22 protein-coding genes are annotated in these 24,979 nt (G+C 66.7%); 9 read left to right on the forward strand and 13 right to left on the reverse strand.

The window, feature by feature from the left end; genetic code table 11:
• Nucleotides 1-16: 16 nt before the first annotated feature.
• Together ybaL and AC6RIC_RS07240 are read right to left on the reverse strand one after the other, a co-directional pair.
• Nucleotides 17-1,888, reverse strand: coding sequence for a YbaL family putative K(+) efflux transporter (ybaL, locus tag AC6RIC_RS07235; protein ID WP_499735657.1), 1,872 nt, complete (start codon nt 1,886-1,888; stop codon nt 17-19).
• A gap of 151 nt (nt 1,889-2,039) precedes the next feature.
• Nucleotides 2,040-2,360, reverse strand: a complete 321-nt coding sequence (locus AC6RIC_RS07240; protein ID WP_499735658.1) for a polyhydroxyalkanoic acid system family protein — start codon at nt 2,358-2,360, stop codon at nt 2,040-2,042.
• Between the two features lie 137 nt (nt 2,361-2,497).
• Here AC6RIC_RS07240 and AC6RIC_RS07245 point away from each other — a divergent pair, with 137 nt between their 5' ends.
• The gene (locus AC6RIC_RS07245; protein WP_499736566.1) at nt 2,498-2,878 is read left to right on the forward strand and encodes a YkvA family protein; all 381 of its coding nucleotides are present in this window, start codon (nt 2,498-2,500) and stop codon (nt 2,876-2,878) included.
• A gap of 88 nt (nt 2,879-2,966) precedes the next feature.
• On the opposite strand, the gene AC6RIC_RS07250 is transcribed toward AC6RIC_RS07245, so the two are convergent.
• Nucleotides 2,967-3,176, reverse strand: coding sequence for a hypothetical protein (locus AC6RIC_RS07250; RefSeq protein ID WP_454655720.1), 210 nt, complete (start codon nt 3,174-3,176; stop codon nt 2,967-2,969).
• On the opposite strand from AC6RIC_RS07250, the gene AC6RIC_RS07255 reads away from it, so the two are divergent.
• Complete coding sequence (locus tag AC6RIC_RS07255) at nt 3,175-4,017, forward strand: hypothetical protein (protein ID WP_499735659.1); 843 nt, start codon at nt 3,175-3,177, stop codon at nt 4,015-4,017. The genes AC6RIC_RS07250 and AC6RIC_RS07255 overlap by 2 nt on opposite strands.
• Before the next feature lie 109 nt (nt 4,018-4,126).
• Here the strand turns inward: AC6RIC_RS07255 and AC6RIC_RS07260 are convergent, their stop codons facing one another.
• Nucleotides 4,127-4,426, reverse strand: a complete 300-nt coding sequence (locus AC6RIC_RS07260) for a hypothetical protein (protein WP_499735660.1) — start codon at nt 4,424-4,426, stop codon at nt 4,127-4,129.
• A 257-nt stretch (nt 4,427-4,683) separates the two neighbouring features.
• Here AC6RIC_RS07260 and AC6RIC_RS07265 point away from each other — a divergent pair, with 257 nt between their 5' ends.
• On the forward strand, nt 4,684-4,992 hold the full coding sequence (locus AC6RIC_RS07265) for a hypothetical protein (RefSeq protein WP_499735661.1): 309 nt from the start codon (nt 4,684-4,686) through the stop codon (nt 4,990-4,992).
• Between the two features lie 42 nt (nt 4,993-5,034).
• On the opposite strand, the gene iolB is transcribed toward AC6RIC_RS07265, so the two are convergent.
• From iolB to AC6RIC_RS07305, 8 genes are all read right to left on the reverse strand, one after another.
• On the reverse strand, nt 5,035-5,832 hold the full coding sequence (gene iolB, locus AC6RIC_RS07270) for a 5-deoxy-glucuronate isomerase (protein ID WP_499735662.1): 798 nt from the start codon (nt 5,830-5,832) through the stop codon (nt 5,035-5,037).
• Between the two features lie 25 nt (nt 5,833-5,857).
• Nucleotides 5,858-6,742, reverse strand: coding sequence for a myo-inosose-2 dehydratase (gene iolE / locus AC6RIC_RS07275; RefSeq protein ID WP_499735663.1), 885 nt, complete (start codon nt 6,740-6,742; stop codon nt 5,858-5,860).
• A gap of 32 nt (nt 6,743-6,774) precedes the next feature.
• Nucleotides 6,775-8,625, reverse strand: a complete 1,851-nt coding sequence (gene iolD / locus AC6RIC_RS07280) for a 3D-(3,5/4)-trihydroxycyclohexane-1,2-dione acylhydrolase (decyclizing) (protein WP_499735664.1) — start codon at nt 8,623-8,625, stop codon at nt 6,775-6,777.
• Nucleotides 8,626-8,843: 218 nt separating this feature from the next.
• Complete coding sequence (locus AC6RIC_RS07285) at nt 8,844-10,778, reverse strand: bifunctional 5-dehydro-2-deoxygluconokinase/5-dehydro-2-deoxyphosphogluconate aldolase (protein ID WP_499735665.1); 1,935 nt, start codon at nt 10,776-10,778, stop codon at nt 8,844-8,846.
• 106 nt (nt 10,779-10,884) lie between these two features.
• Nucleotides 10,885-11,754 carry a MurR/RpiR family transcriptional regulator gene (locus tag AC6RIC_RS07290; protein ID WP_454655728.1) on the reverse strand — a complete coding sequence of 290 codons (870 nt, stop codon included), beginning with the start codon at nt 11,752-11,754 and terminating at the stop codon, nt 10,885-10,887.
• Nucleotides 11,755-11,852: 98 nt separating this feature from the next.
• Nucleotides 11,853-12,656: an SDR family NAD(P)-dependent oxidoreductase gene (locus tag AC6RIC_RS07295; protein WP_499735666.1), complete on the reverse strand. Its 804-nt coding sequence runs from the start codon at nt 12,654-12,656 to the stop codon at nt 11,853-11,855.
• Nucleotides 12,657-12,813: 157 nt separating this feature from the next.
• Nucleotides 12,814-13,833, reverse strand: a complete 1,020-nt coding sequence (locus tag AC6RIC_RS07300) for a TRAP transporter substrate-binding protein (RefSeq protein ID WP_499735667.1) — start codon at nt 13,831-13,833, stop codon at nt 12,814-12,816.
• 46 nt (nt 13,834-13,879) lie between these two features.
• Nucleotides 13,880-15,748 carry a TRAP transporter large permease gene (locus tag AC6RIC_RS07305; RefSeq protein ID WP_499735668.1) on the reverse strand — a complete coding sequence of 623 codons (1,869 nt, stop codon included), beginning with the start codon at nt 15,746-15,748 and terminating at the stop codon, nt 13,880-13,882.
• A 270-nt stretch (nt 15,749-16,018) separates the two neighbouring features.
• On the opposite strand from AC6RIC_RS07305, the gene AC6RIC_RS07310 reads away from it, so the two are divergent.
• Genes AC6RIC_RS07310 through AC6RIC_RS07320 form a run of 3 tightly spaced genes read left to right on the forward strand, consistent with a single transcriptional unit; the run spans nt 16,019 to nt 19,349 of the window.
• On the forward strand, nt 16,019-16,870 hold the full coding sequence (locus AC6RIC_RS07310; RefSeq protein ID WP_499736567.1) for an IclR family transcriptional regulator: 852 nt from the start codon (nt 16,019-16,021) through the stop codon (nt 16,868-16,870).
• Nucleotides 16,867-18,501 carry an acyl-CoA synthetase gene (locus tag AC6RIC_RS07315; RefSeq protein WP_499735669.1) on the forward strand — a complete coding sequence of 545 codons (1,635 nt, stop codon included), beginning with the start codon at nt 16,867-16,869 and terminating at the stop codon, nt 18,499-18,501. Before AC6RIC_RS07310 ends, AC6RIC_RS07315 begins: the two co-directional genes overlap by 4 nt.
• Entirely contained in the window at nt 18,498-19,349 is an 852-nt protein-coding gene (locus tag AC6RIC_RS07320) for a PCC domain-containing protein (RefSeq protein WP_499735670.1), read from the forward strand. The genes AC6RIC_RS07315 and AC6RIC_RS07320 overlap by 4 nt, the downstream gene beginning before the upstream one ends.
• 156 nt (nt 19,350-19,505) lie before the next feature.
• Here the strand turns inward: AC6RIC_RS07320 and AC6RIC_RS07325 are convergent, their stop codons facing one another.
• On the reverse strand, nt 19,506-21,131 hold the full coding sequence (locus AC6RIC_RS07325) for an acyl-CoA synthetase (protein ID WP_499735671.1): 1,626 nt from the start codon (nt 21,129-21,131) through the stop codon (nt 19,506-19,508).
• A gap of 119 nt (nt 21,132-21,250) precedes the next feature.
• On the opposite strand from AC6RIC_RS07325, the gene AC6RIC_RS07330 reads away from it, so the two are divergent.
• The 3 genes from AC6RIC_RS07330 (at nt 21,251) to AC6RIC_RS07340 (ending at nt 24,968) form a co-directional block, all read left to right on the forward strand.
• The gene (locus tag AC6RIC_RS07330; RefSeq protein WP_499735672.1) at nt 21,251-22,147 is read left to right on the forward strand and encodes a beta-keto acid cleavage family enzyme; all 897 of its coding nucleotides are present in this window, start codon (nt 21,251-21,253) and stop codon (nt 22,145-22,147) included.
• A complete protein-coding gene (gene pepT, locus AC6RIC_RS07335; RefSeq protein WP_499735673.1) occupies nt 22,144-23,373 on the forward strand; it encodes a peptidase T in 1,230 nt (409 codons plus the stop codon). Before AC6RIC_RS07330 ends, pepT begins: the two co-directional genes overlap by 4 nt.
• Nucleotides 23,374-23,606: 233 nt before the next feature.
• Nucleotides 23,607-24,968, forward strand: coding sequence for an ABC1 kinase family protein (locus AC6RIC_RS07340; protein ID WP_499735674.1), 1,362 nt, complete (start codon nt 23,607-23,609; stop codon nt 24,966-24,968).
• The last annotated feature ends 11 nt before the right edge of the window (nt 24,969-24,979 follow it).

Raw genomic sequence — 24,979 nt, forward strand, 5'->3', positions numbered from 1 at the left:
GCGTCCCGCCCTTTTCTTATGCGGCTGCCGGGGGATCGGCCGGCGGGTCCTCTGTTGGCTTGGCCACAGGCGGCTTGGGCGCCGGCAGCTCGGCCATCGCTTCGGGCTTGGCAGCCTCGGACGCCGTCTCCGCCTCGGCAGGCGGAGGCGTGTCAGCGTCCTTGAGGTTCTGGCAGAGCGAGAGCATGGCGCGGGCGATCTCGGCTTCGCCCATGATCGTCAGCGTCGCGCCGCATTTGGTGAGATGCGCCACCTCGGCATCGGAATGGGCGCGGGCGACGATCGGCAGGGCCGGATTCTCGGCGCGGGCCTGCTCGCAGACCTGGCCGGCTTCGAAGCTGCCGGGGATGGCGACGAAGAGGCGGACAGCCCGGCCGATGGCGGCAGCGGAGAGCACCTCCGGGTCGGCGGCATTGCCGACCAGAAGCTCGGCGCCGTCGCGCTTGGCCGTCTCGACCGCGTCGGGATTGTCCTCGATGACCAGGAGCTTGGCACCCTGCGAGAGCAGGCCGGCGCCGAGCAGGCTGCCGACGCGGCCGTAGCCGACGACGACGATGTGGTTGGCCAGGCTGGTCGGAGTGATGTCGCGCTCGGGCGGGGCTTCGGCTTCAGGCTCGGGCGCCTCCGCCTTCTCGGGCTCGCCCGCCTCGGCGGGAGCCGCCGGCTTGGGCTTGGCGGCCGGAGCCTCCGGAGCCAGCCGCTCGGCCAGGGCGAAGACCACGGGATTGAGCAGGATCGACAGGATCGCGCCGGCGAGGATGAGGTCGCGCCCCTGTGCCGGCAGGATGCCGAGCGCGGTGCCGAGGCCGGCAAGGATGAACGAGAACTCACCGATCTGGGCGAGCGAAGCCGAAATGGTCAGGGCGGCGGTCTGCGAGCGGCCAAAGGCGCGCATGATCAGCCAGGCCGCGGCGGATTTGCCGATCAGGATGATGGCGAGCGTGCCGATCAGCGGCCCCGGTGCCCGCAGGAGGATGCCGGGATCAAAGAGCATGCCGACCGAGACGAAGAACAGCACCGCGAAGGCATCGCGCAGAGGCAGGGTCTCTTCGGCCGCGCGCTGCGAGAGCGGCGATTCCGACAAGATCATGCCGGCGAAGAAGGCGCCGAGCGCGAAGGAGACGCCGAACAGCGTCGCGGCCGCATAAGCAACGCCAAGCGCGACGGCCAGCACCGCCAGCCGGAAGAGCTCGCGCGAGCCGGTATGGGCGACCCAGTGCAGCACCCAGGGGATGACCCGCCGGCCGATCACCAGCATGAAGGCGAGGAAGCCGATCAGCTTGGCGAAGGTCAGGCCGAGCACGCCCCAGACGCCGAGATCGAAGCGGGTCGCGAGCGGGGCGCCGCCGCCGGAGGGCGCGCCGTTGATGATCTCGGCCAGCACCGGCAGCAGCACCAGCGCCAACACCATCGCGATGTCCTCGACGATCAGCCAGCCGACGGCGATGCGGCCGCGCTCGGTCTGGACCAGGCGCCGTTCCTGCAGGGAGCGCAGCAGGACGACTGTCGAGGCGGTGGAGAGCGCTAGGCCGAAGACCGCGCCCGAAAACCAGTTCCAGCCGAGCCAAGTGCCGAGTCCGAGGCCGAGCAGCGTCGCGATGCCGATCTGGACGATGGCGCCAGGCACGGCGATCGCCTTCACCGAGAGCAGGTCCTTCAGGGAGAAATGCAGGCCGACGCCGAACATCAGCAGGATGACGCCGATCTCGGCCAGTTCGTTGGCGAGGTTCTGGTCGCCGACGAAGCCCGGCGTGAACGGGCCGGCGGCGACACCGGCGAGGAGATAGCCGACGAGGGGGGAAATCCGCAGCTTTTGGGCAAGCGCCCCGAAGACGAAGGCAAGGCCAAGGCCCACGACGATGATGGCGATCAGCGGGCCGTGATGCATGGGTCTCCCGAATCCGAAAGGTCAATAAATCAAGATTGTTTGAACTTTCGGAGCATGGGGTTTCGAGGCTGCGATTTCAACCGAAAGGCCTACGACTTTTCAGGCTTTCGCTGCCGAAAATTCCGGCGGCCGGGAATGGCGGGCGATATGGTCACGCCTTCGGCTTCTCCAGCAGGATCTGGCCCTGCTTCTCGACGCCGATCTTGAGCTTCTCGGCGAAGACCGCCAGCATCCAGGGCAGCGTCACCTCGATGCGGACGAGGCTGTCCTCGATATCGACGCGGCCGTGGACGGTGTGGCCGAGCGCTCCGACGCCGAAATGCAGCGCGTCGCCCTCCCAGCGTTCCTCGACGAGCTGCATCCGGACCATGCCGAGCCGGTCGCGGATCTTGTCGACGCCGCCGCGCAGGCGGGCCAGCGCGGCGGCCCGGCCGAGCTCATGCGAGATGGTAATCGAAACCGGCTTGCCCATGTCAGCTCATCGGAAAGGGAGGGAGGCCGGTATATGGCCATGGCGCGGGCGTTTTGCCAGCGCCGCCGGATAATGAGACCTCGCGGGCGATATCTGTTATCCGAAGCGGCACGCGATTGAACCCCGGAAAGGCCGCCATCTTGCTGGAGCGAGCGAAGCAATGGGCGCGCGGGCTCAAGCGGGATGTGCTCGCCCTCTGGATCGCGGCCCGCGACAGCCGGACGCCTTGGTACGCGAAGCTCGCGGCGAGCGCAGTCGCAGCCTATGCGCTCAGCCCGATCGACCTCATCCCGGATTTCATCCCGATCCTCGGCTATCTCGACGACCTGATCATCGTGCCGCTCGGCATTCTGCTTGTGATCAGGCTCATTCCGGAGCCGCTGATGGCAGAGTACCGGGCGATGGCGGCGGGCGGGGCCAAACACAGGAGTTATGGCGGCATGGCCGCGGTCCTGGCTATCTGGTTCGGGGTGGGGGCTGCGCTGCTGTACTGGTTGTGGCCCGGCAGCCCATTCTGAACAGCCCAAACCGCGCATGGAAAAGCCCGCCAACCGGGCGGGCCTGATGTTCCATCGCTTTCGCCGAAACACCCGGCTTTCGTCCGCCTCAGTCGCGGTCGTTCAGGCGCTTCTGGCCGGTCTGCGTGACCCGCCAGATGGTGCCGTCCGACTCGACGAGGCCGCGATCCTGCAGGGAATGCAGCATCGTCTCGTCGAAGATGAAGTGACGGGTCTCCTCCTCGATGCTCTCCAGTGCGATCCATTCGGGATCGGAGAGAACGTACGGGTGAGCGATCTGGAGGTGCTGAACATGCATGCGCGTCTCCTTCTCGTTGATTGCCCCTGTTCCACAGTGCCTCGCATCCAATCATGACGTGGTCATGGCCGAACAGGTGAAGAAACGTGACCCAGTTGTTTTGTCGCGGGCGGGAACCCGGGCGCGCCCGCTTCGTTCTCTGGCCATGTCCCCCTTCAGAAACGGAGAGACCGCCATGGCGATCAGCAGCAACAGCTTCCCGCCCGACGTTCCGAAGGCTGCCGACGAGGCTGGTGAGGCCGTTGGCGCCAGCGTGAGCAGCCTGCGCGGCAAGGCGGCGGAATTCGCCGGCAAGGCCAGCGAGACCGTCAAGGATCACTACGAACGGGCCAAAGAGGCCTGGGATGAGGCGGAGCCGCTGGAGACCGTCCGCGGAGGCGGGCAGGCGGTCGTGCAGAGCGTGGAGCGCCATCCGCTTGCTGCGCTTGGTTTGGGTGTGGCCGGCATTGGACTGGTCGCCTGGGCGATGCTGCGCAGCCAGCCTTCGTCTGGCTGGGAGCGTTACCAGCCCGATTACGGGCGTTGGCGCGGCTGGCTGCAGGATTACGGCTCCGAGGCGGCCGATGCCGGCCACCGGGCCCTGAAGTCGGGAAGCGGCTGGCTGCGTTCGCATCGTGACGTCGCGGATGACTATGCCGATCGCGCCGGCGACTACGCGGCGATGGTCCGTGGCTATGCCGACAGGGGCGGGCGCATGCTGACCAAGCGCGCCGAGCGCGAGCCGATGGCGGTCGTCGTCGGGCTTGGACTCGCGGCTTATGTGATCGGATCGCTGTTGAGTTCGGCTTCAGCCAGAGAGCCGGCTGCCGCGCCGGCACGCAAGCGGGCAGCCCGGCGCTGACCCTCGGCCGAACAGGCTTTCGACCAACGAAGAAGCCCTGCGGCGCGGAGCACCGCAGGGCTTCGATATTTCAGGAGGGGTACCTTCCGAGGAGGAGGCCCCCGTTATCTCACCACCAGTAGCCGCGGCGGCCGTAGTACCCACGGCCGTAATAGGCGCGGTTGTCAGCGGCGATGAGCGCGCCGCCGACAACGCCGGCAGCCACGCCGGCGGCGACGGCAGAACTGGCCTCGTTCGACGCGCGACGGTTCTCGACATAGTTCGCCGAGCGGCACTGCTGATAGGCGCGGGTGCCGGGGCGGAAGCCCTGGGCCTCGCAGGTCACTTCGGCGTCGGCCATCGACTCCTGCGCGGTCTGGCAACCGGCGAGGAGAGCGGCCATGGCGCCAACAATCAGAATGCTACGCATAGTTTATCCCTTTTCAGCCTCCCATTGGCCTGAACGGACTTAAGAGCAGCCGCGTCGGCAGGTCAAGAATGACGCAGGGTTTGCGTTAAAGTTCGCAACGTCAAATCGCGACAATTCCGCTGCACTTGCGACGTTTCCGCCGAACGGCCGGCGGCGAGCCGGGCGGCCGAGCGGTTTCGCGCTGGCACGGGCTTGCATTTGGAGCGAAGCGGCGGAACATGCGCGGAAGACCCGATCAGCCCAGCCCGGACGCGACGATGCCCCGCTTTTTCTTCCTCATGCCGGCCCTGCTGCTCGGGGCCTGCACCTATCACACGTCGCGCAGCAGCATCGTCGTCGTGACCGACGCGAAGGGCGTTGTGGAGAATTGCACTAAGCTGGGCGAGATCGACGGACAGGACAGTTCCCATGCGATCATGCCGCTCGACAAGACGCGCGATTCGGTGGTGGCGCGCCTGAAGATTGCCGGGGCTGAGAAGGGCGGCACCCATGTTCTCGCCACGGCGGCCGACATCAAGTGGAAGGGCCCCGACACCAAGGGCACCGTCTACAAGTGCACGCCCTGAGGCGCGGCTTCACCGCGCCTCAGCCTGCTTTCCGGGGGGCGATCAGCCCTTCAGCAACCACTCATGCTCGGCGGCGTTGTGGAACTTCCAGGTCCGCTTCGGACCGGCCATGACGTTGAGGTAATAGAGGTCGTAGCCGTGGCAGGTGGCGCAGGGGTGATAGCCCTTGGGCACCAGCACGACATCGCCGTCCTCGATCGCCATGGCTTCGTCCAGGCTGCGGTCGTCGGTATAGACGCGCTGGAAGCCGAAGCCCTGCGGCGGGTTGAGGCGGTGGTAGTAGGTCTCTTCCAGATGGGATTCGCGCGGCAGGTCGTCCCGGTCGTGCTTGTGTGGCGGGTAGCTCGACGTATTGCCGGCGGGCGTGATGACCTCGACGACGAGCAGCGAATCCGCCGGCTCGTTCTCGGGCAGGATGTTGGTGACGTGGCGGGTGTTCGAGCCCTTGCCGCGGATCTCCTGGCCGAGATCGTCCGGGCTGATGACGCGGACTGGCAGGCCGCCCTTGAGGCCGGGTGCCGTGCAGACCGCGAGTTCCAGATCGGTCGTGGCGGCGACCGACCAGTCGGAACCCTCCGGCAGATAAACCGACCAGGGCTTGCCCTCGAAAGGGCTCATCCGCTGGCCGAGTTCGCCGAGCGCCTCGCCACCGGCCGTGACCTTGCCCTTGCCGGTGACGAAGACGAGGCAGGTCTCGCGGGTGCCGGTCTTGGCCGCGACGGTTTCGCCCGGCTTCAGGCGGTGCAGGTCGAAGCCGACATAGGTCCAGCCGGCGCTTTCCGGCGTGACATGAGTGACGCGGCCATGCGTGCCGGCGGGGCGGACCTTGAGATGGGACATCGGCTGTTTCCTATCCGTATGGCGATCAAGCCAACCCGGCTTCCTTGATGAAGCGGGCGAGATTGGCGTGGCCGAGCTTGGCATAGGTCGCGGGCTCCGCCTTCTTCGGGTCCTGCTCGGCCTCGACGACGATCCAGCCGGAATAGCCCTGCAATTCCTTGAGCACGCGGACATAGTCGATCAGGCCGTCGCCCGGCACGGTGTAAACGCCGGCGAGCACGGATTCGAGGAAGGACCAGTCCTCGCGGTTGGAACGCCACATCACGGCCTCGCGGATATCCTTGCAATGGACGTGATGGATGCGGGCCTTCCAGTGTCTGATGATGCGGGCCGGGTCGCCGCCGCCCCAGGTGGCGTGGCCGGTATCGAGCAGCAGGCCGACGGCCGGGCTGGTGACGCCCATGAACCGGTCGATCTCGGCCTCGGTCTGCACCACCGTGCCCATGTGATGGTGATAGACGAGCTGGAGGCCGTATTCGGCCTTCACGGCCTCGGCGAAATTGGAGTAGCGCGTGCCGAAATCGTCCCAGCGGTTCTTCGGCAGCACGGGGCGGGCCGAGAGCGGCTTGGCAATGTCGGAATGGATGGCGTTCGAGGTCTCGGCCGCGATCAGCACCGAGCATCCCATGTCGCGGAGCAGCGTCGCATGGGCCTTCACGGCCTCCATCTCGGCGGCGACGTCGCGGACCAGCAGTTCGGTCGAGTACCAGCCGGAGACCAGCGCGTGGCCATGGGCTTCGAGGATCGGCTTCAGCTTGCCGGCTTCGCGCGGAAACTTGTTGCCAAGCTCCATGCCGGTGAAGCCGGCCTCACGGGCCTCCTTCAGGCAGGTTTCGAGCGGGATGTCACCGCCGATCTCCAGCATGTCGTCATTCGACCAGCCGATGGGGTTCGCGCCGATGCGGATCATATGTTGGGTCTTTCTTGCCTATGGGAACGGCTTCAGTTGCCGATGGTCTGACGCTTGCGTCGTTCGTCGTAATTCGCGCGCGCGGTGCGGACCTGCTCGCGCTCGCTCACCTCGGGCACCGCGACATCCCACCAGGCGCCGCCGGCACCGGTCGAGATCAGCGGGTCGGTGTCGATGACGACGACCGTCGTGCGGGTGTTGGCCTTGGCCTGCGCCAGCGCCGTCTCCAGCTCTGCAATAGAGGCTGCCTTGATAGCGAGCGCGCCCATGCTGGCCGCGTGCTGGACGAAGTCGATCTCCGGCAGCGTCTCGTGCCGGGTGTCCCTGAGCAGGTTGTTGAAGCTCTGGCTGCCGGTGGCCATCTGCAGGCGGTTGATGCAGCCATAGCCGCGATTGTCGAGCAGGACGATGGAGAGCTTCAGGCCGAGCATCACCGAGGTCGCAATCTCGGAATTGAGCATCAGGTAGGAGCCGTCGCCGACCATGACGACGACCTCCTTGTCGGGCCGGGCCATCTTGGCGCCGAGGCCGCCGGCGATCTCGTAACCCATGCAGGAGAAGCCGTATTCGGCATGGTAGGAGCCGGGCGCGCCGGCCTGCCAGAGCTTGTGCAATTCGCCGGGCAGGCCGCCGGCCGCATGGAGCAGGATGACGTCCGAGCCCAGCGTGCGCTGGACCGCGCCGATGACCTGCGCATCCGAGGGCAGAGCGGCATTGCTGGCGGCGGTCGCCTTGCCGGCTTCCTTCAGCCATTCGGCCTTGCTGGCCTTGGCATTGCTGGTCCAGCTCTCGGGAGTCTTCCAACCACTGACAGCCTCGGCCAGCTCGGCCAGACCCTCGCGAGCGTCGGCGACCACCGGCAGAGCGCGGTGCTTGCCGGCATCGAAGGACTGAACGTTGAGGCCGATGATCGTCTTCTGGGCGGCGCCGAACAGCGCCCAGGAGCCGGTGGTGAAATCCTGCAGGCGGGTGCCGACGGCGAGAACGAGGTCGGCCTCGGCGGCGAGGCGGTTAGCAGCCTCCGTGCCGGTGACACCCACGGCGGCCATGTTGAGCGCGTTGTCGTCGGGCAGGGCGGACTTGCCACCTTGGGTCTCGCAGACGGGAATGCCGGTTTCCGCCGAGAAGCGGGCGAGCTCGTCGCTGGCACCGGAATAGAGCACGCCGCCACCGGCGACGATCAGCGGCTTCTTCGCTGCCTTGATTGCCTCGGCCGCGGCCTTCAGCTCACCGCGGTCGGAGCGGGGACGGCGCGGCGTCCAGAGGCGCTCGGTGAAGAAGCTCTCGGGATAGTCATAGGCCTCGGCCTGCACATCCTGGCAGAGCGCGAGCGTGACCGGGCCGCATTCGGCCGGGTCGGTCAGCACCTGCATGGCTCGGGTCAGCGCCGGGATGATCTGCTCGGGCCTGGTGATGCGGTCGAAATAGCGCGAGACCGGCCGGAAGCAGTCATTGGCCGAGACCGTGCCGTCGCCGAAAGCCTCGACCTGCTGGAGCACCGGGTCGGGAATGCGGTTGGCGAAGACATCGCCGGGCAGCAGCAGCACCGGCAGGCGGTTGACATGGGCGAGCGCTGCGGCCGTGACGAGATTGGTTGCGCCGGGGCCGATCGAGGTCGTCGCGGCCATGAAGCGGCGGCGCATGTTCGCCTTGGCATAGGCGATTGCCGCATGGGCCATGGCCTGCTCGTTATGGGCGCGGAAGGTCGGCAGGTGCTCGCGCTCGTGCCAGAGCGCCTCGCCGAGGCCGGCGACATTGCCATGGCCGAAGATCGCCCAGACGCCGCCGAAGATCGGCAGGCGCTGCCCGTCGATCTCGGTCATCTGGCGGCTGAGATAGCGCGTCAGCGCCTGCGCCATGGTGAGGCGGACGGTGGCAGTCATCGCAGCTTCCGACTCTTTGCAACAAGTGACGATGTCATCCCGGGCGAGCGAAGCGAGACGCTTGTCATTCCGGGGCTTCGCGGAGCGAAGAACCCGGAACCCACGACCGGGTGAGCTGCCTGCAACCGGACATGGGATGTCTCACCCGGTCGTGGGTTCCGGGTTCGCGCCTGCGGCGCGCCCCGGAATGACAAAGGTGGTTTCCGGCCGGACACGATCTACGCCGCCTTGCGGCCGCGCGTGGTGAGCCAGAGGCCGGTCAGCGCTTCGAAGCGCTTGGCCATGTCGGCGATCGCGGCCTCGTCGTCGAGCTTGCCCGAGAGCCAGCCTTCGGCCGCGCTCATGAAGATGGTGCGGCCGACGGCAAAGCCCTTGACGATCGGGGCGGCGGCTGTGGCGGCGAAGCCAGCCTCCAGCTCCTCGGCCGGGGCGTCGAGCCCGAGCAGCAGGACGCCGCGGCACCACGGATCATGCTTCGCGATGGTTTTCTCGATCGCTGCCCAGGCGGCGGGGGAGGATTGCGGCTCCAGCTTCCACCAGTCGGGCTTGATGCCGAGCGCGTAGATTTCCTCCAGCGCCCGCGAAATCGTGTCGGCGCCGAGTGAGCCGTTCTTGCTGGCGATGATCTCGATCAGCAATTCGCGGCCGACCTTGCGTGCCGCCTCGAACAGGCCGCGCAGCTTCTCCTGCTGCTCGCGCTTCAGCTCTTCCGGATCGTCCGGGTGATAGAAGCAGAGTGCCTTGATGCAGTGATCGACCGGCCATTCCGGCAGGAGCGAGCCGATGTCCTGACTCGTCTCGAAGCGCAGCGGACGCGAGCCCGGTAACTCGACCGGGCGGCCGAGCCAGGCGAAGGGATGGCGGGCGAACTCGAACATCGCCTCGCGGCCATGCTTCTCGTCGAGCAGCATGCCGTAGCCGGGGCGGCCATCGGCGACGCGGGCGGCGGCCTTGACCGCCAGCACCTTGAAGTCGCGGATGCGGGCGGGCTCGGCGCCGAGCTTCGCGGAGAGGTCTTCCAGCTGAGAGCGATGATCGCAGGCGAGCGCCATCAGCGAAGGGATGTCGCGGCGGCGCGTCGTCGCCCAATGGATGTGGTTGATGTCCGCGTCCTTGCGCAGGGCGCGGTGCGGGCTGCCGTTCCTGAGGAAATATTGCAGCTCCTCGAAGGTCGGGCTTTCCGGCGAGCAAAGCAGGCGCGAGACGGCGAAGGCGCCGCAGGCATTGGCCCAGGTCGCGGCGGTCGCGAGGCTCTCGCCGCCGAGCCAGCCACGCAGGAAGCCGGACATGAAGGCGTCGCCGGCGCCAAGCACATTGTAGACCTCGATCGGGAAGCCCTTGCCGACGATGCCGTCCTCGAGGTCGTCGGGAATCGCGCCCTCATAGACGATGCAGCCCATCGGGCCGCGCTTGAGCACGATGGTCGCCGGGGTCAGCGAGCGGATCGTCTTCAGCGCCGGCAGCAATTCGCTCTCGCCGGAGGCGATCAGCACTTCTTCTTCCGTGCCGATGATGAGGTCGCAGCCGGGCAGGACCGTCTTCATCCGCTCGGAGACCGCCTGCGAGGCGATGTAGCGGTTGTCGCCGGCATCATGGCCGGCAAGGCCCCAGAGATTGGGACGATAGTCGATGTCGAGCACGACCTTGCCGCCGTTCCCGCGCATCAGCTTCATCGCCTTGCGCTGGGCGGACTCCGGGCCGGGCCGGGCGAAATGTGTGCCGGTGACGACGACGGCGCGGGCCTTGGCGATGAAGGCGGGGTCGATATCGCCTTCTTCAAGCGCCATGTCGGCGCAGTTCTCGCGGTAGAACAGCAGCGGGAAGGACTTGTCGCTCTCGACCGAGAGGATGGCGAGCGCGGTCAGGCGCTCGGGATCGGTCTTGAGGCCGTCGAGATTGACGCCTTCGCGGGCGAGCTGTTCGCGCAGGAAGCGGCCGAACTGCTCGTTGCCGACGCGGGTCAGCAGGGCCGAGCGCAGGCCGAGCCGGGCGGTGCCGATCGCGATATTGGCCGGGCAACCGCCGACCGATTTGGCGAAGGAGGTGACATCCTCCAGCCGCGAGCCGATCTGCTGGCCGTAGAGATCGACCGAGGCACGGCCGATGGTGATGACGTCGAGCGCCTGCGCCGATCCGCCGAGCGGTCCCGCCATGTCTTCCTCCCGGCAGCGATGGTCATCGAAGCCGAGCGGCTCCGGTGGCGGGAATGAAATAATAATTCCAGTATTTCGTCAATGCGGAATGTCTGTTCCTAAAGTTTTAGATGGCTCCGCCACGCCTGCTTTTGCCGCGCCCGCCCCGGCGTGCCTCGCCGACGCCGACGGCGAGCGCCATCGACAGGGCCATGGTCGAGGCCAGCGTACGGAAGCCGCCGAAATCCGCCTCGGCGACCTCGAACCAGAGTTTCGCAAAGCTGGCCAGCGGCGAAAAGGCGCTGTCGGTGATGGCAACCAGCGGCACGCCGCGTTCGGCGAGGCCGCGCGCGTCTTCGATGGTGGCAGGCGCATAGGGCGAAAAGCTGATGATGATCGCGGCGTCCCTCGGGGTAGCGAAGGAGATCATCTCGGGATCGAGCCCGGCGGCGGATTCGATCATCTGGTTGCGGACCTCGAGCTTGCCGAGCGCATAGGCGAGATAGCTCGCCACGGGATAGGAGCGGCGCCGGGCGAGGATATAGATCGTCTCGGCGCGGGCGAGCACATCGATCGCGCGGTCGAGCGTCGCCTCGTCGAGGGTGCGGCTCATCACATCCAGCGACTTGCGCGAGGCGGTCAGGAAGCCGTCGAGGATGTGGTGGTTGCCAGCCGCGGTGCCGTCACCGACGCGCAGCGTGTTGAGGCGTTCCTCATAGCTGGAATTGCGCTCGCGCAGGCGTTCACGGAAGACGCCCTGCAGGCTGGTGAAGCCGTCGAAGCCGAGATGCTGGGCGAAGCGGATCAGCGTGGACGGCTGGACGCCGGCCGAGACCGCGATGCTGGCCGCGGTGCCGAAAGCGATCTCGTCAGGGTTGTCGAGAGCATAGGCCGCGATCTGGGCGATACGCTTGGGCAGGCTCTCGCGCTGGGCGAGGATCGATGCGCGCAACTCGTCGAAATCGCGCGGCAGCTCCGCAACGGCGGTTTCGCTCATTCAAGGATTCCCGTTGCCGTCCCTCTTGCGGACAGTTCTGGCAGCGAAGCGGAAATGGAGCAAGCGTTCCATGGAAGGAATGAACGCTCGATGCTGGGCTAGCCCAGTGGCGCGGCCGAGCAGCTCTGGCCGCCATCGACCGGCAGGCAGACGCCTGTGATGAACTTCGCCTCGTCGGAGGCGAGGAAAACGGCCGCGTTGGCGATGTCCCAGGCGGTGCCCATCTTGCCCATCGGCACCTGTGCGTCGCGGGCGGCGACCATCTCTTCGACCGAGGCGTATTGCGAGGAGATCTGCCGATAGATCAACGGCGTGTCGATCAGGCCGGGCATGATGCAGTTCGCGCGGATACCCTGCCTCGCATACTGCATCGCGAGCGCGACCGTCGCCTGGTTCACCGCTGCCTTGGTGGCGTAGTAGGCGAAGTAGGGATAGCCGGTCCAGCGGATGGCGGCGAGCGAGGAAATGTTGACGATGGCGCCGCCGCCGCCTTTCAGCATCTCCGGGATGACCGCCTTGGCGCAGCGATAGACCGAGCCGAGATTGAGCTGGAGCGAGGCATTGAACTGCTCCTCGGAAAGCTCGACCGGGCCGCCCATATGGGTGACGCCGACATTGTTGTGGAGGATGTCGATGCGACCAAAATGCCGGGCGGCTTCCGCGACGCAAGCCTCGACCGAGGCGAGGTCCGTGACATTACCGGGGAGTGCCAGCGCGTTCCCGCCTTCACCCGCAATGATTGCGGCAGTCTCTTCGGCAGCATCGCGGTTGAGGTCGATGCAGGCGACGCCGGCACCCTCGCGGGCAAAGGCGACGGCCGCAGCCTTGCCATTGCCCCAGCCGGGGCCGGAGGAGCCGGCGCCGAAGACGATGGCGATCTTGCCCTTCAGCCGGTCGGCCATGGTGATCGGTCTCTCGATGTCAGAAATATCCGCGAGTCATCCCGGACAAGCGGCGAAGCCGCGCCGATCCGGGATCCATGCCTGAACTGTTCCGGCATGGATCCCGGGTCTGCGCTTCGCTACGCCCGGGATGACCCGCGCGTATGGTTGGCGAGGATCAGCTCAGCGAGCTGCCGACGGCCTTCTCCAGGATCGCCCAGGCCTCGTCGCCGTACTTCTTCTTCCACTCGGCGTAGAAGCCGGCCTTGCGCAGCATGTCGCGGAAGGCGTCGGCCTTGGTCTCGTTGACGACCATGCCCTTCGAGACGAGCTCGCCCTGCAGGCCGGCATTGAGCTTGGCGACATCCGCGCGCTCCAACAGGGCTGCGGCGTTGATGTTCTTGGCGACGATGGCGCGCAGGTCTTCCGGCAGACGCTCCCAGGCGCGGCGGTTGGCCAGGAACCAGAAGCCGTCCCACATATGGTTGGTCAGAGAGAGGTACTTCTGGACTTCGAAGAGCTTGGCCGTCGCGATGATCGCGAGCGGGTTCTCCTGGCCGTCGACGACCTTGGTCTGCAGTGCGGTGTAGACCTCGGCGAAGTTGATCGAGGCCGGGGCCGACTGGAAGGCGGTGAACATCGAGGTCCAGAGCGGCGAGACCGGCACGCGGATCTTGAAGCCCTTGAGGTCATCCGGCGTGTTGACCGGGCCCTTGGACGAGGTGATCTGGCGGAAGCCGTTATCCCAGATCTTGTCCATGACGACGAGATTGGCCTTGTTGATCTGGCCGCGGACATAGGCGCCGAGCTCGCCGTCCATCGCCTTCCAGACGGCGTCGTAGTTCGGGAAGGCGAAGCCGATGCCCGAGAGCGAGGCGTTGGCGACGAGCGTCGACAGGATCAGCGGCGAGAGCGTGAAGAACTCGACGCCGCCGGAGCGGACCTGGCTCAGCATGTCGGTGTCGGAGCCGAGCTGGTTGTTCGGGAAGATCTGGATGTCGACCCGGCCCTTGGTCTCTTCCTTGATCTTGGCCACCGCCTCGTTGGCGCGGGCGTTCATCGGGTGCGCGACGGGCAGGTTGTTGGCGTATTTATAGGTGAACTCGGCGGCCTGGGCATTGGCGCGGCCGATATGGAAGGTGCCGATGGCGGAGGCGGCGGCCGAGGCCTGGAGCAGTGTGCGGCGCGAAATGGTCATGAGCGTTTCTCCTCGGGGATTGTCTGGTTTTTTCTTGTTGTGAGCTTCACAGCACCCAGGTCGAGAGGCCGGGCACGAGGGCGATGACGATGAGGCCGACGATCAGGGCGATGAGATAGGGCCAGATCGCGCCCATCGCCTCGTCCGGCGAGACGTTGCCGATCTTGCAGGCGATGTAGAAGCCGATGCCGATCGGCGGCGCCATCAGGCCGATATTCATCGCGGTGACCACGACCATCGAATAATGCACGTCGTTGATGCCGAGATTCTTGGCGATCGGGAACATCAGCGGTGCCATCAGCACGATCGCCGGCAGGCCTTCCAGCACGCAGCCCAGGATCATGAAGACAACGATGGTGACCGCCATGAAGGTGAGCCAGCCGCCGGGCAGGTTCGCCATGAAGACGGCGAGATCGCGGGCGAAGCCGGTCTGGGTCAGCGCCCAGGCCATGGCGAGCGCCGTGCCGAGAATGACCAGGATCGCGCCCGAAAGCGCCGCCGTCTCGACCAGCATCTGGTAGAACTTGCGCAGGCTGATGCCGCCATAGAGCACGATGCCGATGACGAGCGCGTAGAGCACCGCGATGGTCGAGACCTCGGTTGCGGTGGCGACGCCGCCGCCGACGGCGGCACGGATGATGAAGGGCAGGACGAGGGCCGGCGCCGCGACGAGCGCCACCTTGCCGATCACCGCAAGCGGGGCGCGGCGCACGCCTTTCATGTCTTCCGCCGCCGCCTTCCAGCGGGCGAGGCCTGCGAGCGCGACGAGCAGGACGCCGGCGATGACGAAGCCCGCGTTGAACAGGCCCGCGATCGAGACGCCGGCGACGGAGCCCAGCACGATCAGGACGATCGAGGGCGGCACCGTGTCAGCCATGGCGGCGCCGGTGGAGAGCAGTGCGATCAGGTCCTTGGGCTTGTAGCCGCGGCGCTTCATCTCCGGGAAGAGCGCGGGGGCGACCGTCGCCATGTCCGAGACCTTGGAGCCCGAAATGCCTGAGACCAAATAGAGCGAGCCGAGCAGGACATAGGACATGCCGGCGCGGACATGGCCGAGCAGGGATGCGAGGAAGTCGACGATCGCCTTGCCCATGCCGGTGGCGTCGAGGATGCAGCCGAGGAGCACGAAGATCGGCACGGAGAGCAGGATGAGGCTCGACATGCCCTCGTCCATGCGCCCGATCATCACGATCATCGGGACATTGGTCGAGAAGGCGAGGAAGGCGAGCGTGCCCAGCCCGAAGCAGAAGGCGATCGGAACGCCCGCGATGAGGCAGGCGGCGACGACGCAGACCAGGAAGATCAGGATGTTGTAGTAGCCGAGGGTCTTCAGCGTCGGCCCGAGCAGCCAGAAGGCGAGGCCGAGCCCGCCGATGACCAGCACCGATGCGGCGATGTCCGCCAGGCGTCCGGTCTTGAAGGCATAGCGGATCGTCAAAAGCAGCATCAGCACGATGCCGACGGCGATGGCCGAGACTCGCCAGCTGACGGGAATGTTGAGCGCGGCCGAAGTGACGTAGCTCTCTTCCACCGCGTAATCGATGGCCGGGTAGACCATCGCCGCCAGGAAGGCGGCAACGGCCAGCAATGCCAGCGTCTCGACGAATTCGCGTAGGCGCGGGGGCATCATGCCGACGAAGAGCGTCAGGCGCAGATGTTCGTTGCGGTCGACGGCGATGGCGGCGCCGAGCATGGCAAGCCAGATGAAGGATATCGAGGCGACCTCGTCGACCCAGACGAAGGGCAGCGAGAAGACGTAGCGCGAGATCACGCCGAGCAGCAGCACGCCGATGATGAAGGCGACGAGGGCCGCAGCGACGATCTCGACCGGGCGCATGATCGCGGAGCCGGGGCGCGCGCCCTCGTTCTCGCTCAGGTTCTCGGGGATATGCAGCGTATCGACGACATCGACCATGCGGCGGCCTCAGATGCCGGTCGCCGGGCGCAGCACGCCCGTCATGAGGGATGCCTCGAGGGCCATCGTTCCGTTCCTCCCTTCGCGCCGATCTTGTGGTGTCGTCGGCGTCGATTGCGGTCCACACTGTGAATAGCGGGGCAGCGGGACGGGGCGCAGATTACACGAGGGGGGCGGCATTGCAATCCGCAAAGCGCCCATCTACGGTTGGGAGATAAGAATAAGGTCCATATCATGGACCATCTGGAGGCGCGCTTGCCGCAGAATTCCATGGCCGAGGCCGGGTTGTCCGGCTCGCAGAGCGTCGACCGCGCTCTGGGGCTGCTCTCGCTGATCGGGCGTGAGCCGGCCGAAGGCATGCCGCTTGGCGAGATCGTCTCCGGCAGCGGCCTCAACAAGCCGACGACGCGGCGTCTGCTGCTGGCGTTGATGCGGGCGGGGCTCGTCGAGCAGGAGCCGCTGACGCGGCGCTATTGCCTCGGTGAAGAGGCCTTCGTGCTCGGCGTGCTGGCGGCGCGTCGCCACGGCCTGCTGGAGATCGCGATGGACGGCCTGCGACGGCTCTCGGCGGAGACGCAGGACACGAGCTTCCTGACCGTTCGGCGCGAGAACTATGCGATCTGCCTGCATCGGGAGGAGGGGACCTATCCGGTTCGCACTCATGCCTTGCAGGCCGGCGACCAGCATCCGCTCGGCGTCGGCGCCGGCTCGCTCGCCATGCTGGCGGCACTGCCGGACGACGATGTGGACCGGGTGATCGCAGCCAACGAGGTTGCATTGCTGGCGCGCTATCCGGGTTTCGCGCCGGAGGCTTTGCGGACCGATATCGCAGCGACGCGCGAGCGGGGCTTTTCGCTCAATCCCGGCCGGCTCGTGGCCAGCTCATGGGGCATCGGCCGCGCCTTCCGCTATCCGGACGGGCGGGTGGCGGGTGCCCTGTCGATCGCCGCGATCGACAGCCGGATGACGACCGCCCGGCAGGCGGAGGTTGCGGTGCCATTGGCTCGCGAGGCCGAGCGGTTGGAAGCGCTGCTCAAGCAGATGTTCGTATCAAAAGGGGCTGCGCGGCCGACCGTGCCTGCCGCCCCGCGACCTATCGAGACAGGGAGAGCCGCAAAATGAGCTCTGCAACCACAACCCCGGCCGGGGGCGTCGTGCCGATGACCCGGCGCGTGATGAACCTCGCCCATATAGCGACGCAGAATGCGCGACGCTTGCCCGCGCATCCCGCCTTCATCTGGGGCGAGAAGGCGCTCGACTGGGCCGAGATCGATGCACAGGTTTCGGCGCTGGCCGCAGGTTTGAAGGCGCGCGGCATCGGCAAGGGCGATCGGCTGCTCGTCCATTCCAAGAACTGCGACGCGATGTTCGTCTCGATGTTCGCGACCTTCCGGCTTGGCGCCGTCTGGGTGCCCACCAATTTCCGCCTGCTGCCGGACGAGGTCGCCTATCTCGCGACGGCCTCGGGCGCGAAGGGCTTCCTGTGCCATGGCGATTTCCCGGAGCATGCGGCGGCGGTCGCGGCTGCGAGCCCGGCGCCGGATTTCATCTGGCGGATCGGCTCAGGCGCGTTCGGCGAGGACGAAGTCGGCGCAGTGATCGCGCGCCATCGTGGCGAAAAGGTCGAGAACGCGGCAGTCGAGCATGACGATCCCTGCTGGTTCTTCTTCACCTCCGGCACGACCGGGCGCTCGAAGGCCGCGGTGCTGACCCACGGCCAGATGGGCTTCGTCATCACCAATCATCTCTGCGATCTCGTGCCGGGCTCGACGGAGAAGGACGCTTCGCTGGTGGTGGCGCCGCTCTCGCATGGCGCGGGCGTGCATCAGCTCATGATCTCGGCGCGGGGCGCGACCTCGATCCTGCTGCCGACCGAGCGCTTCGATATCGACGAGGCCTACCGCCTGATCGCGAAGCACCGCGTCAGCAACATCTTCACCGTGCCGACGATTCTGAAGATGCTGGTCGAGCATCCCGCCGCCGACCAGCACGATCACTCCAGCCTGCGCTACATCATCTATGCGGGCGCGCCGATGTATCGCGAGGACCAGAAGGCGGCGCTGAAAAAGCTCGGCAAGGTGATCGTGCAGTATTTCGGGCTCGGCGAGGTCACCGGCAACATCACCGTGCTGCCGCCGGCCCTGCACGAGGCCGAGGATGGGCCGAATGCCCGCATCGGCACCTGCGGTTTCGAGCGCACCGGCATGCAGGTGCAGATCCAGGACGATGAGGGCAAAGAGGTCGAACCGGGCGTTCAGGGCGAGATCTGCGTGATCGGGCCGGCCGTCTTCGCCGGCTATTACGACAACCCCGAAGCCAATGCGAAATCCTTCCGCAACGGCTGGTTCCGCACCGGCGATCTCGGCCATATGGACGAACAGGGCTTCGTCTACATCACCGGCCGGGCCTCGGACATGTACATCTCCGGCGGCTCGAATATCTATCCGCGTGAGATCGAGGAGAAGATCCTGACCCATCCCGCGATCGCGGAGGTGGCCGTGCTCGGCGTGCCCGATCCGGTCTGGGGCGAGATCGGCATCGCGGTCTGCGTCAACCGGCCGGGCCAGAACGCGACGGAAGCCGAGATCGCCGATTTCCTCGGCCCCAAGATCGCTCGCTACAAGATGCCCAAGCGCTTCCTGTTCTGGGATGCCCTGCCGAAATCCGGCTATGGCAAGGTGCCGAAGCGCCTCGTCAAGGACGAGCTGGAGAAGCGCGGCGAGCTCGATTTCCTGAAGGGGAAGGCGTCGTGAGGCGCATCCAGCAGCCGGGCACCGGCACGCCCGAGCGCATCCAGTGGGTGGAATGCAGCGGGCGTGCTTTTTCGCTGACGCTGCCCGCTGGCGTGCCACTGCTGGAGGCAGTGAGGAGCGGCTTCGCGGCCGAGGGTTTCGTCTCCGGCGTGGTGAAGCTTGACGGTCTCAGGCTCGCGCCCTTCGCCTATGTGATGCCGGCGCTGTCGAAGACGCCCGAGCATGCCGCCTTCTATAGCGATACGTATCGGCCCGAGGGCGGGGCGCGGATCGAAGTCGGCGCGATGACCTTCGGCCAGCGCGACGGGGCGCCGTTTTTCCATGCCCATGCGCTGTGGGTGGAGGGTGATGGCAAGCGCAGCGGCGGCCATATCCTGCCGGATGAGACGACCGTCGCGGAGACGATCACGCTGCAGGCAGTCGGGCTCGATGGTGCGGTGTTCGCGGCCGAACCGGATAGCGAGACGCATTTCAAGCTGTTCGGGCCGGTGACGGCGGCGTCGGGTGGCGCCGGAGCAGGGCGGTTCTTCGCGCTTCGCGTGAAGCCTAATGTCGATTTCTGCGGGGCGCTGGAAGCGTTCTGCGCCGAGCGTGGCATCCGCGAGGCGGTGATCCATGGCGGCGTCGGCTCGACCATCGGGGCGCGGTTCGTCGATGGCGGCGTGGTCGAGAATTTCGCGACGGAGGTCGCGATCACGCAGGGGCGGGTCGAGGCCGGTGCCGGCGGATTCGAGGCGGCAATCGATGTCGCGCTGGTCGACTATAGTGGCGCGCTGGCGAGCGGGCGGTTGAAGCGCGGCGACAACCCAGTGCTGATGACCTTCGAACTGGTGCTGGAGGCGCGCTGACGCGGCGCCGCATTAAACCAAAAGGGCGCAGTCATCCCGGACAAGCGGCTTCAGCCGCGCAGATCCGGGATCCATGCCGGAGCCCATCCGGAATAGGTTCAGGCATGGATCCCAGGTCTACGCTTCGTTCCGCCCGGGATGACCGGGAGGTTGAATTCAGTTTCCCTTCTGCCTCGCGATCTCCCGGTTGCGCAGATCCTTGCGCATGATCTTGCCGGTCGCGGTCAGCGGCAGCTCCGTCACGAACTCGACCTCGCGCGGGTACTGGTAGGCCGCCAGACGGTCGCGCACGAAGGCCTGGATTTCGATAGCAAGCTCTGCCGTCGGCGTGACATCCGGCTTCGGCAGCACGAAGGCCTTGACGATCTCGGTGCGGACGGGATCGGGCACGCCGACGACCGCGACCATCAGCACGGAAGGGTGGCGGATGATGCAGTCCTCGATATCGCCCGGCCCGATGCGGTAGGAGCCCGACGAGATGATGTCGTCGTCGCGGCCCTGGAACCAGAAATAGCCGTCATCGTCGCGTGCGCCGCTATCGCCGGTGACGAGCCAGTCGCCGATGAATTTCGCCGCCGTGGCCTCGGGCTGCTTCCAGTATTCCAGCATCATCACCGGATCGGGTCGTGCGACCGCGATCAGCCCTTGCTCGCCATCAGGCAGCTCGCGGCCCTCGGGCGAGATCACCGCGACGCGGTGGCCAGGCACCGCACGGCCCATCGAGCCGGGCTTCACCGGGTAGAGGCTCGCACAGTTGGAGACGAGCAGGTTCGCCTCGGTCTGGCCGTAGAACTCGTTGACCGGGAAGCCGAAGGTCTCGCGGCTCCAGTCGAGCATGTCGGCGCCGAGCGTCTCGCCGCCCGTGCCGATCGAGCGCATCGCGTAGCCGAAGCGTTGGGGATTGTTGACCTGCCGCATCAGCTTGAGCGCCGTCGGCGGCAGGAAGGCGTTGCGGACCTTGTGCCGTGCCATCAGCGCGAAGGCGGCCTCGGGATCGAACTTGCGGGCGCGGGAGGCGAGAACCGGCACGCCGCAATAGAGGCTGGGCAGCAGGACATCGAGCAGGCCGCCGATCCAGGCCCAGTCGGCCGGGGTCCAGAACAGGTCGTTCGCCTGCGGGAAGAATTCCTGCGGCATCTGCACGCCGGGCAGATGGCCGAGCAGCACGCGATGGGCGTGCAAGGCGCCCTTCGGTTTCCCCGTTGTGCCGGAGGTATAGATGATCACGGCCGGATCGTCGGCGCGGGTGTCTGCCGCGGTGAAGCTGTTGGAGGCCTTCGCCATCTCTGCCTCGAAATCGAGATGGCCGGCGCCGCCGACGACGAAGATCTTGCGCAGGTTCGGCAAGGCGTCGCGGATCGCCTCGACCTTGCCGATATTCTCCGCGTCGGTGACCAGCACGCTGGCGCCGCTATGGCCGAGGCGGTGCTCCAGCGCCTCGGGGCCGAACAGGATGAAGAGAGGCAGCGCGATGGCGCCGAGCTTGTAGGCGCCGAGATGGGCGATCGCGGTCTGCGGCGATTGCGGCAGCAGGATGCCGACGCGCTCGCCCGGACCGATGCCGTGAGCGCCGAGCAGGTTGGCGAAGCGGTTCGAGGCGCGCGATAGCTCATCGAAGGAGAGTGTCGCGACCTTTCCGCCGTCCTCCTCAAATATCAGCGCCGGTTTGCCGCTGCCGTCGGCATGGGCGTCCGAGCAGGCAGTGCCGATATTGAAGCGCTCCGGGATGCGCCAGGCGAAGGCGTCCAGCGTGTCGCGATAGGTCGCGCGGCGTTCGAGCATGATCGGCTCCGGTCTTCGCATGCGTTTGCGCCGATCCTGCCCAGCCGGCCTGTGGGCTGACAAGCCCGAGCGGAGCAGCTTACGGTCTGCGCAAAATTGCGGGATGGGAGGAAGTGCCGGTGAGCAAGCCGATCTGGGTCGAGGCCGCGATCAACGGCCCCTGGGGCAAGGAGCGCCAGCCCGGCATTCCCATCAGCATTCCCGATATCGTTGCGGATGGCATCGCCGTCGTCGAGGCGGGTGCGGCGATCGTGCATCTGCATGTCTACGACATGGCCACCGGTCGGCAGCGCGACGACTGGGAACTCTATGCGCAGGCGATCGAGGGCATTCGCGCCAAGGTCGATGCCATCGTCTATCCGACGATCCCGATTCTCGGCTCCGGCTATGCCGGGGACATGATCGGTTCCGGCCGCTACACCCATCTCGAAGAGCTGGCGAAGCGGGGCCTTGCCGAATGGGGCGTGCTCGATCCCGGCTCCTGCAACTGGACGACCTTCGTCGGCATTCCGCAGGGCGAGGCCGGCTTCATCTACCAGAACCCGGGCGAGCATATCCGCGAGGGGATGGAGGTGGCCGCGCGCCACAAGGTCCATCCGAGCTATGCGATCTACGAGCCGGGCTTCACGCGGCTGGGCGCCGCACTGGCCAAGGCCTATCCGGGCATGCCGATGCCGATCTACCGGTTGATGTTCTCGGATGCCTTCGCGTGGGGTTTTCCGCCGCGCGAATGGGCGCTGGAGGCGCATCTCAAGCTGCTGGCCGAGGACGCGCCTGAGGCGCCGGTGATGATCGCCGGGCTCGGCGTCGATCTCCGCGATCTCATCGGCCCGGCCGTGGCGCGGGGCGTCCATGTCCGCGGCGGGCTGGAGGATGCGCCCTTCGGCTGCGAGAAGACGAATCGTGAATTGATCGCGGACAGCGTCCGCCTGGTCGAGGCGGCGGGCGGACAGCCCGCCAGCGCGGCCGAGGTGCGGGGCTGGTTGGCGCGACAGGCCAAGGGAGAGGCACAGTGAGCGTGCGCGATAAATTGCTCGAACGGTTCCTGCGCTATGTCGCGATCGAGAGCCAGAGCGACATGAAGGCGACGAGCCTGCCGAGCACGCCGGGCCAGCAGGTTCTGGCTGAGCTGCTCGCGGAGGAGCTGCGGGCGCTCGGGCTCGAGAATGTCGTCATCGACGACCACGCCACGGTGACGGCGCTGAAGCGCGGCACCAAGCCCGGCGCGCCGCGCATCGGCTTCATCGCCCATGTCGATACGGTCGATGTTGGCTTGTCGCCTGTGGTCAAGCCGCAGGTGCTGCGCTTCGCGGGCGAGGATCTCTGCCTCAATGCGGAGAAGGATATCTGGCTGCGCGTTGCCGAGCATCCGGAGATCATCCCCTACAAGGGCAACGAAATCGTCTTCAGCGACGGCACCAGCGTGCTCGGCGCCGACAACAAGGCGGCGGTCGCGATCGTCATGACGCTGCTGGCTGAATTGCGCGCCGAGGACCAGCATGGCGACATTCTCGTCGCTTTCGTGCCGGACGAGGAGATCGGCCTGCGCGGCGCCAAGGCGCTCGATCTCGCCCGGTTCAACTGCGATTTCGCCTATACGATCGATAGCTGCGAAGTGGGCGAGGTCGTCTGGGAGAATTTCAACGCGGCCATGGCGGAGATCGTCTTCACCGGCGTCACCGCCCATCCGATGTCGGCGAAGGGCGTGCTGGTGAACCCGATCCTGATGGCGCAAGATTACATGGCCGCCTTCGACCGGGCGCAAACGCCAGAGAACACTGCGGGGCGCGAGGGCTATACTTGGTTCGTCGAGATCGTCGCCAATGCGGCCGAGGCGGTGCTGCGCGCCAATATCCGTGATTTCGACAGGGCGTCCTTCGCGGCGCGCAAGCGGCGGATCGGCGAGGTCGCGGCGGAGATCGCGAAGCGCTACCCGACCGGGCGCGTCACCTCGGACGTGACGGATGTCTACGGCAACATCGCCGACAGCCTTGGCGACGACCGGCGCTCGGTCGATCTGCTGATGACGGCGCTGTCCGAACTGCAGATCGCGCCGAAGCTGATCCCGATGCGGGGCGGCACGGACGGGGCGGCGCTCTCGGCGCGGGGCCTGCCGACGCCGAATTTCTTCACTGGCGCGCATAATTTCCACTCGCGCTTCGAGTTCCTGCCGCTGCCGGCCTTCGAGACCTCCTATGAGGTCGCGCGGCGCATCTGCCTGCTGGCGGGGCAGGGTGCCTAGCGCCATACGATTGTCATTCCGGGGCGTGCCGCAGGCACGAACCCGGAACCCACGACGGGGTGGGACGCATTGTATGGTGCTGTGCAGGCCGCTTCGCCCAGTCGTGGGTTCCGGGTTCTTCGCTGCGCGAAGCCCCGGAATGACAAGGACGCGCCTAGCGCGGCTTGTCGCATTGGCGTGGGGCCTGCCGGCGCCTACATGAGGTGGGCAGGAACAGCGAAAGCACGATCCGCATGTCCGAACGCGACGCCGAAGCCAACCGATTCTCCGCCCGCGCGGCGCGCTATGCCCGCGTCGGCGCCAATGTCGGCGGGGTCGCAGCCCGGATCGCCGGTGCCCGGCTCTTCGGCGTCGAGGGGCGCGATGCCACCAATGCCGAGGCTTTGGCCAAGGCGCTGGGCGGGCTGAAGGGCCCGATCATGAAGGTGGCGCAGCTCGTCGCCACCATTCCCGACGTCGTGCCGCCGGAATACGCCGCCGAATTGCAGAAGCTTCAATCGCAGGCGCCGCCGATGGGCGCGGCCTTCGTCAAGCGGCGGATGATGGCCGAGCTCGGCGCCAACTGGCGCGAACGTTTCGGCGAGTTCGACCTCAAGCCGGCGGCGGCGGCCTCATTGGGACAGGTGCATCGTGCGACGACGCTGGATGGCGCGGCGCTCGCCTGCAAGCTGCAATATCCCGACATGGAATCGGCCGTGGAAGCCGATATCGCGCAGCTCGAGGTGCTGTTCTCGCTGCACCGGCGCATGGGCGCGGTGATCGATACGACCGAGATCGCCAAGGAAATCGGCGCCCGCGTCCGCGAGGAACTCGACTACCGGCGCGAGGCGAAGCACGCCGCGCTCTATCAGGCGATCCTGTCGGATACGCCGGAGGTGCGGGTGCCGGCGCTGGAGCCGGCCTTGTCCACGCGGCGGCTTCTGACGATGCATTGGCTGGAGGGAAGCCCGATCCTCTCGCACAAGCAGGACGGGCAGGTGATCCGCGACCGGATATCGACCGCGATGTTCAAGGCGTGGTGGCGCCCGTTCAGCCATCACGGCGTCATCCATGGCGATCCGCATCTTGGGAATTACACGGTGTTCTCGGAGGACGGCGAGCCTGAGGGTATCAACCTGCTTGATTATGGCTGCATCCGCATCTTCCCGGAGAGCTTCGTCGGCGGCGTGGTCGATCTCTACAAGGGCTTGCGCGATGGCGAGGAGGCCCGCGTCGTCCATGCCTACGAGACCTGGGGCTTCAAAGGTCTGAACAAAGAGCTGGTCGATACCCTGAACATCTGGGCGCGCTTCATCTACGGGCCGCTGCTGGAGGACCGTGTCAGGCGCATCGCCGAGGGTGTCAGCCCGGCCGAGTATGGCCGCAAGCAGGCGTTCCAGGTGCATCAGGCACTGAAGGCTCGCGGGCCGGTGACGGTGCCGCGCGAGTTCGTCTTCATGGACCGCGCGGCGATCGGGCTCGGCGGCGTCTTCCTGCATCTCGATGCCGAGCTGAATTTCCACCGGCTGTTCGAGGCGGAGATCGAAGGGTTTTCGATGGAGCGCGTCGCCGAGCGGCAGAGGGTGGCGTTGGTCGCGGCGGGCTTGAAGCCGTAGCTTTGCGCGGC

It is taken from the genome of Allobosea sp. TBD101 (genome assembly GCF_059817965.1).

What these genes read in the sequence shown, in the direction of transcription:
- ybaL (WP_499735657.1), bottom strand. Translation starts at nt 1,888, where the DNA reads ATGCATCACGGCCCGCTGATCGCCATCATCGTCGTGGGCCTTGGCCTT.
- AC6RIC_RS07240 (WP_499735658.1), bottom strand. Translation starts at nt 2,360, where the DNA reads ATGGGCAAGCCGGTTTCGATTACCATCTCGCATGAGCTCGGCCGGGCC.
- AC6RIC_RS07255 (WP_499735659.1), top strand. Translation starts at nt 3,175, where the DNA reads ATGCGCGTCTCCTTCTCGTTGATTGCCCCTGTTCCACAGTGCCTCGCA.
- AC6RIC_RS07250 (WP_454655720.1), bottom strand. Translation starts at nt 3,176, where the DNA reads ATGCATGTTCAGCACCTCCAGATCGCTCACCCGTACGTTCTCTCCGAT.
- AC6RIC_RS07260 (WP_499735660.1), bottom strand. Translation starts at nt 4,426, where the DNA reads ATGCGTAGCATTCTGATTGTTGGCGCCATGGCCGCTCTCCTCGCCGGT.
- AC6RIC_RS07265 (WP_499735661.1), top strand. Translation starts at nt 4,684, where the DNA reads ATGCCCCGCTTTTTCTTCCTCATGCCGGCCCTGCTGCTCGGGGCCTGC.
- iolB (WP_499735662.1), bottom strand. Translation starts at nt 5,832, where the DNA reads ATGTCCCATCTCAAGGTCCGCCCCGCCGGCACGCATGGCCGCGTCACT.
- iolE (WP_499735663.1), bottom strand. Translation starts at nt 6,742, where the DNA reads ATGATCCGCATCGGCGCGAACCCCATCGGCTGGTCGAATGACGACATG.
- iolD (WP_499735664.1), bottom strand. Translation starts at nt 8,625, where the DNA reads ATGACTGCCACCGTCCGCCTCACCATGGCGCAGGCGCTGACGCGCTAT.
- AC6RIC_RS07285 (WP_499735665.1), bottom strand. Translation starts at nt 10,778, where the DNA reads ATGGCGGGACCGCTCGGCGGATCGGCGCAGGCGCTCGACGTCATCACC.
- AC6RIC_RS07290 (WP_454655728.1), bottom strand. Translation starts at nt 11,754, where the DNA reads ATGAGCGAAACCGCCGTTGCGGAGCTGCCGCGCGATTTCGACGAGTTG.
- AC6RIC_RS07295 (WP_499735666.1), bottom strand. Translation starts at nt 12,656, where the DNA reads ATGGCCGACCGGCTGAAGGGCAAGATCGCCATCGTCTTCGGCGCCGGC.
- AC6RIC_RS07300 (WP_499735667.1), bottom strand. Translation starts at nt 13,833, where the DNA reads ATGACCATTTCGCGCCGCACACTGCTCCAGGCCTCGGCCGCCGCCTCC.
- AC6RIC_RS07305 (WP_499735668.1), bottom strand. Translation starts at nt 15,748, where the DNA reads ATGGTCGATGTCGTCGATACGCTGCATATCCCCGAGAACCTGAGCGAG.
- AC6RIC_RS07310 (WP_499736567.1), top strand. Translation starts at nt 16,019, where the DNA reads ATGGCCGAGGCCGGGTTGTCCGGCTCGCAGAGCGTCGACCGCGCTCTG.
- AC6RIC_RS07315 (WP_499735669.1), top strand. Translation starts at nt 16,867, where the DNA reads ATGAGCTCTGCAACCACAACCCCGGCCGGGGGCGTCGTGCCGATGACC.
- AC6RIC_RS07325 (WP_499735671.1), bottom strand. Translation starts at nt 21,131, where the DNA reads ATGCTCGAACGCCGCGCGACCTATCGCGACACGCTGGACGCCTTCGCC.
- AC6RIC_RS07340 (WP_499735674.1), top strand. Translation starts at nt 23,607, where the DNA reads ATGTCCGAACGCGACGCCGAAGCCAACCGATTCTCCGCCCGCGCGGCG.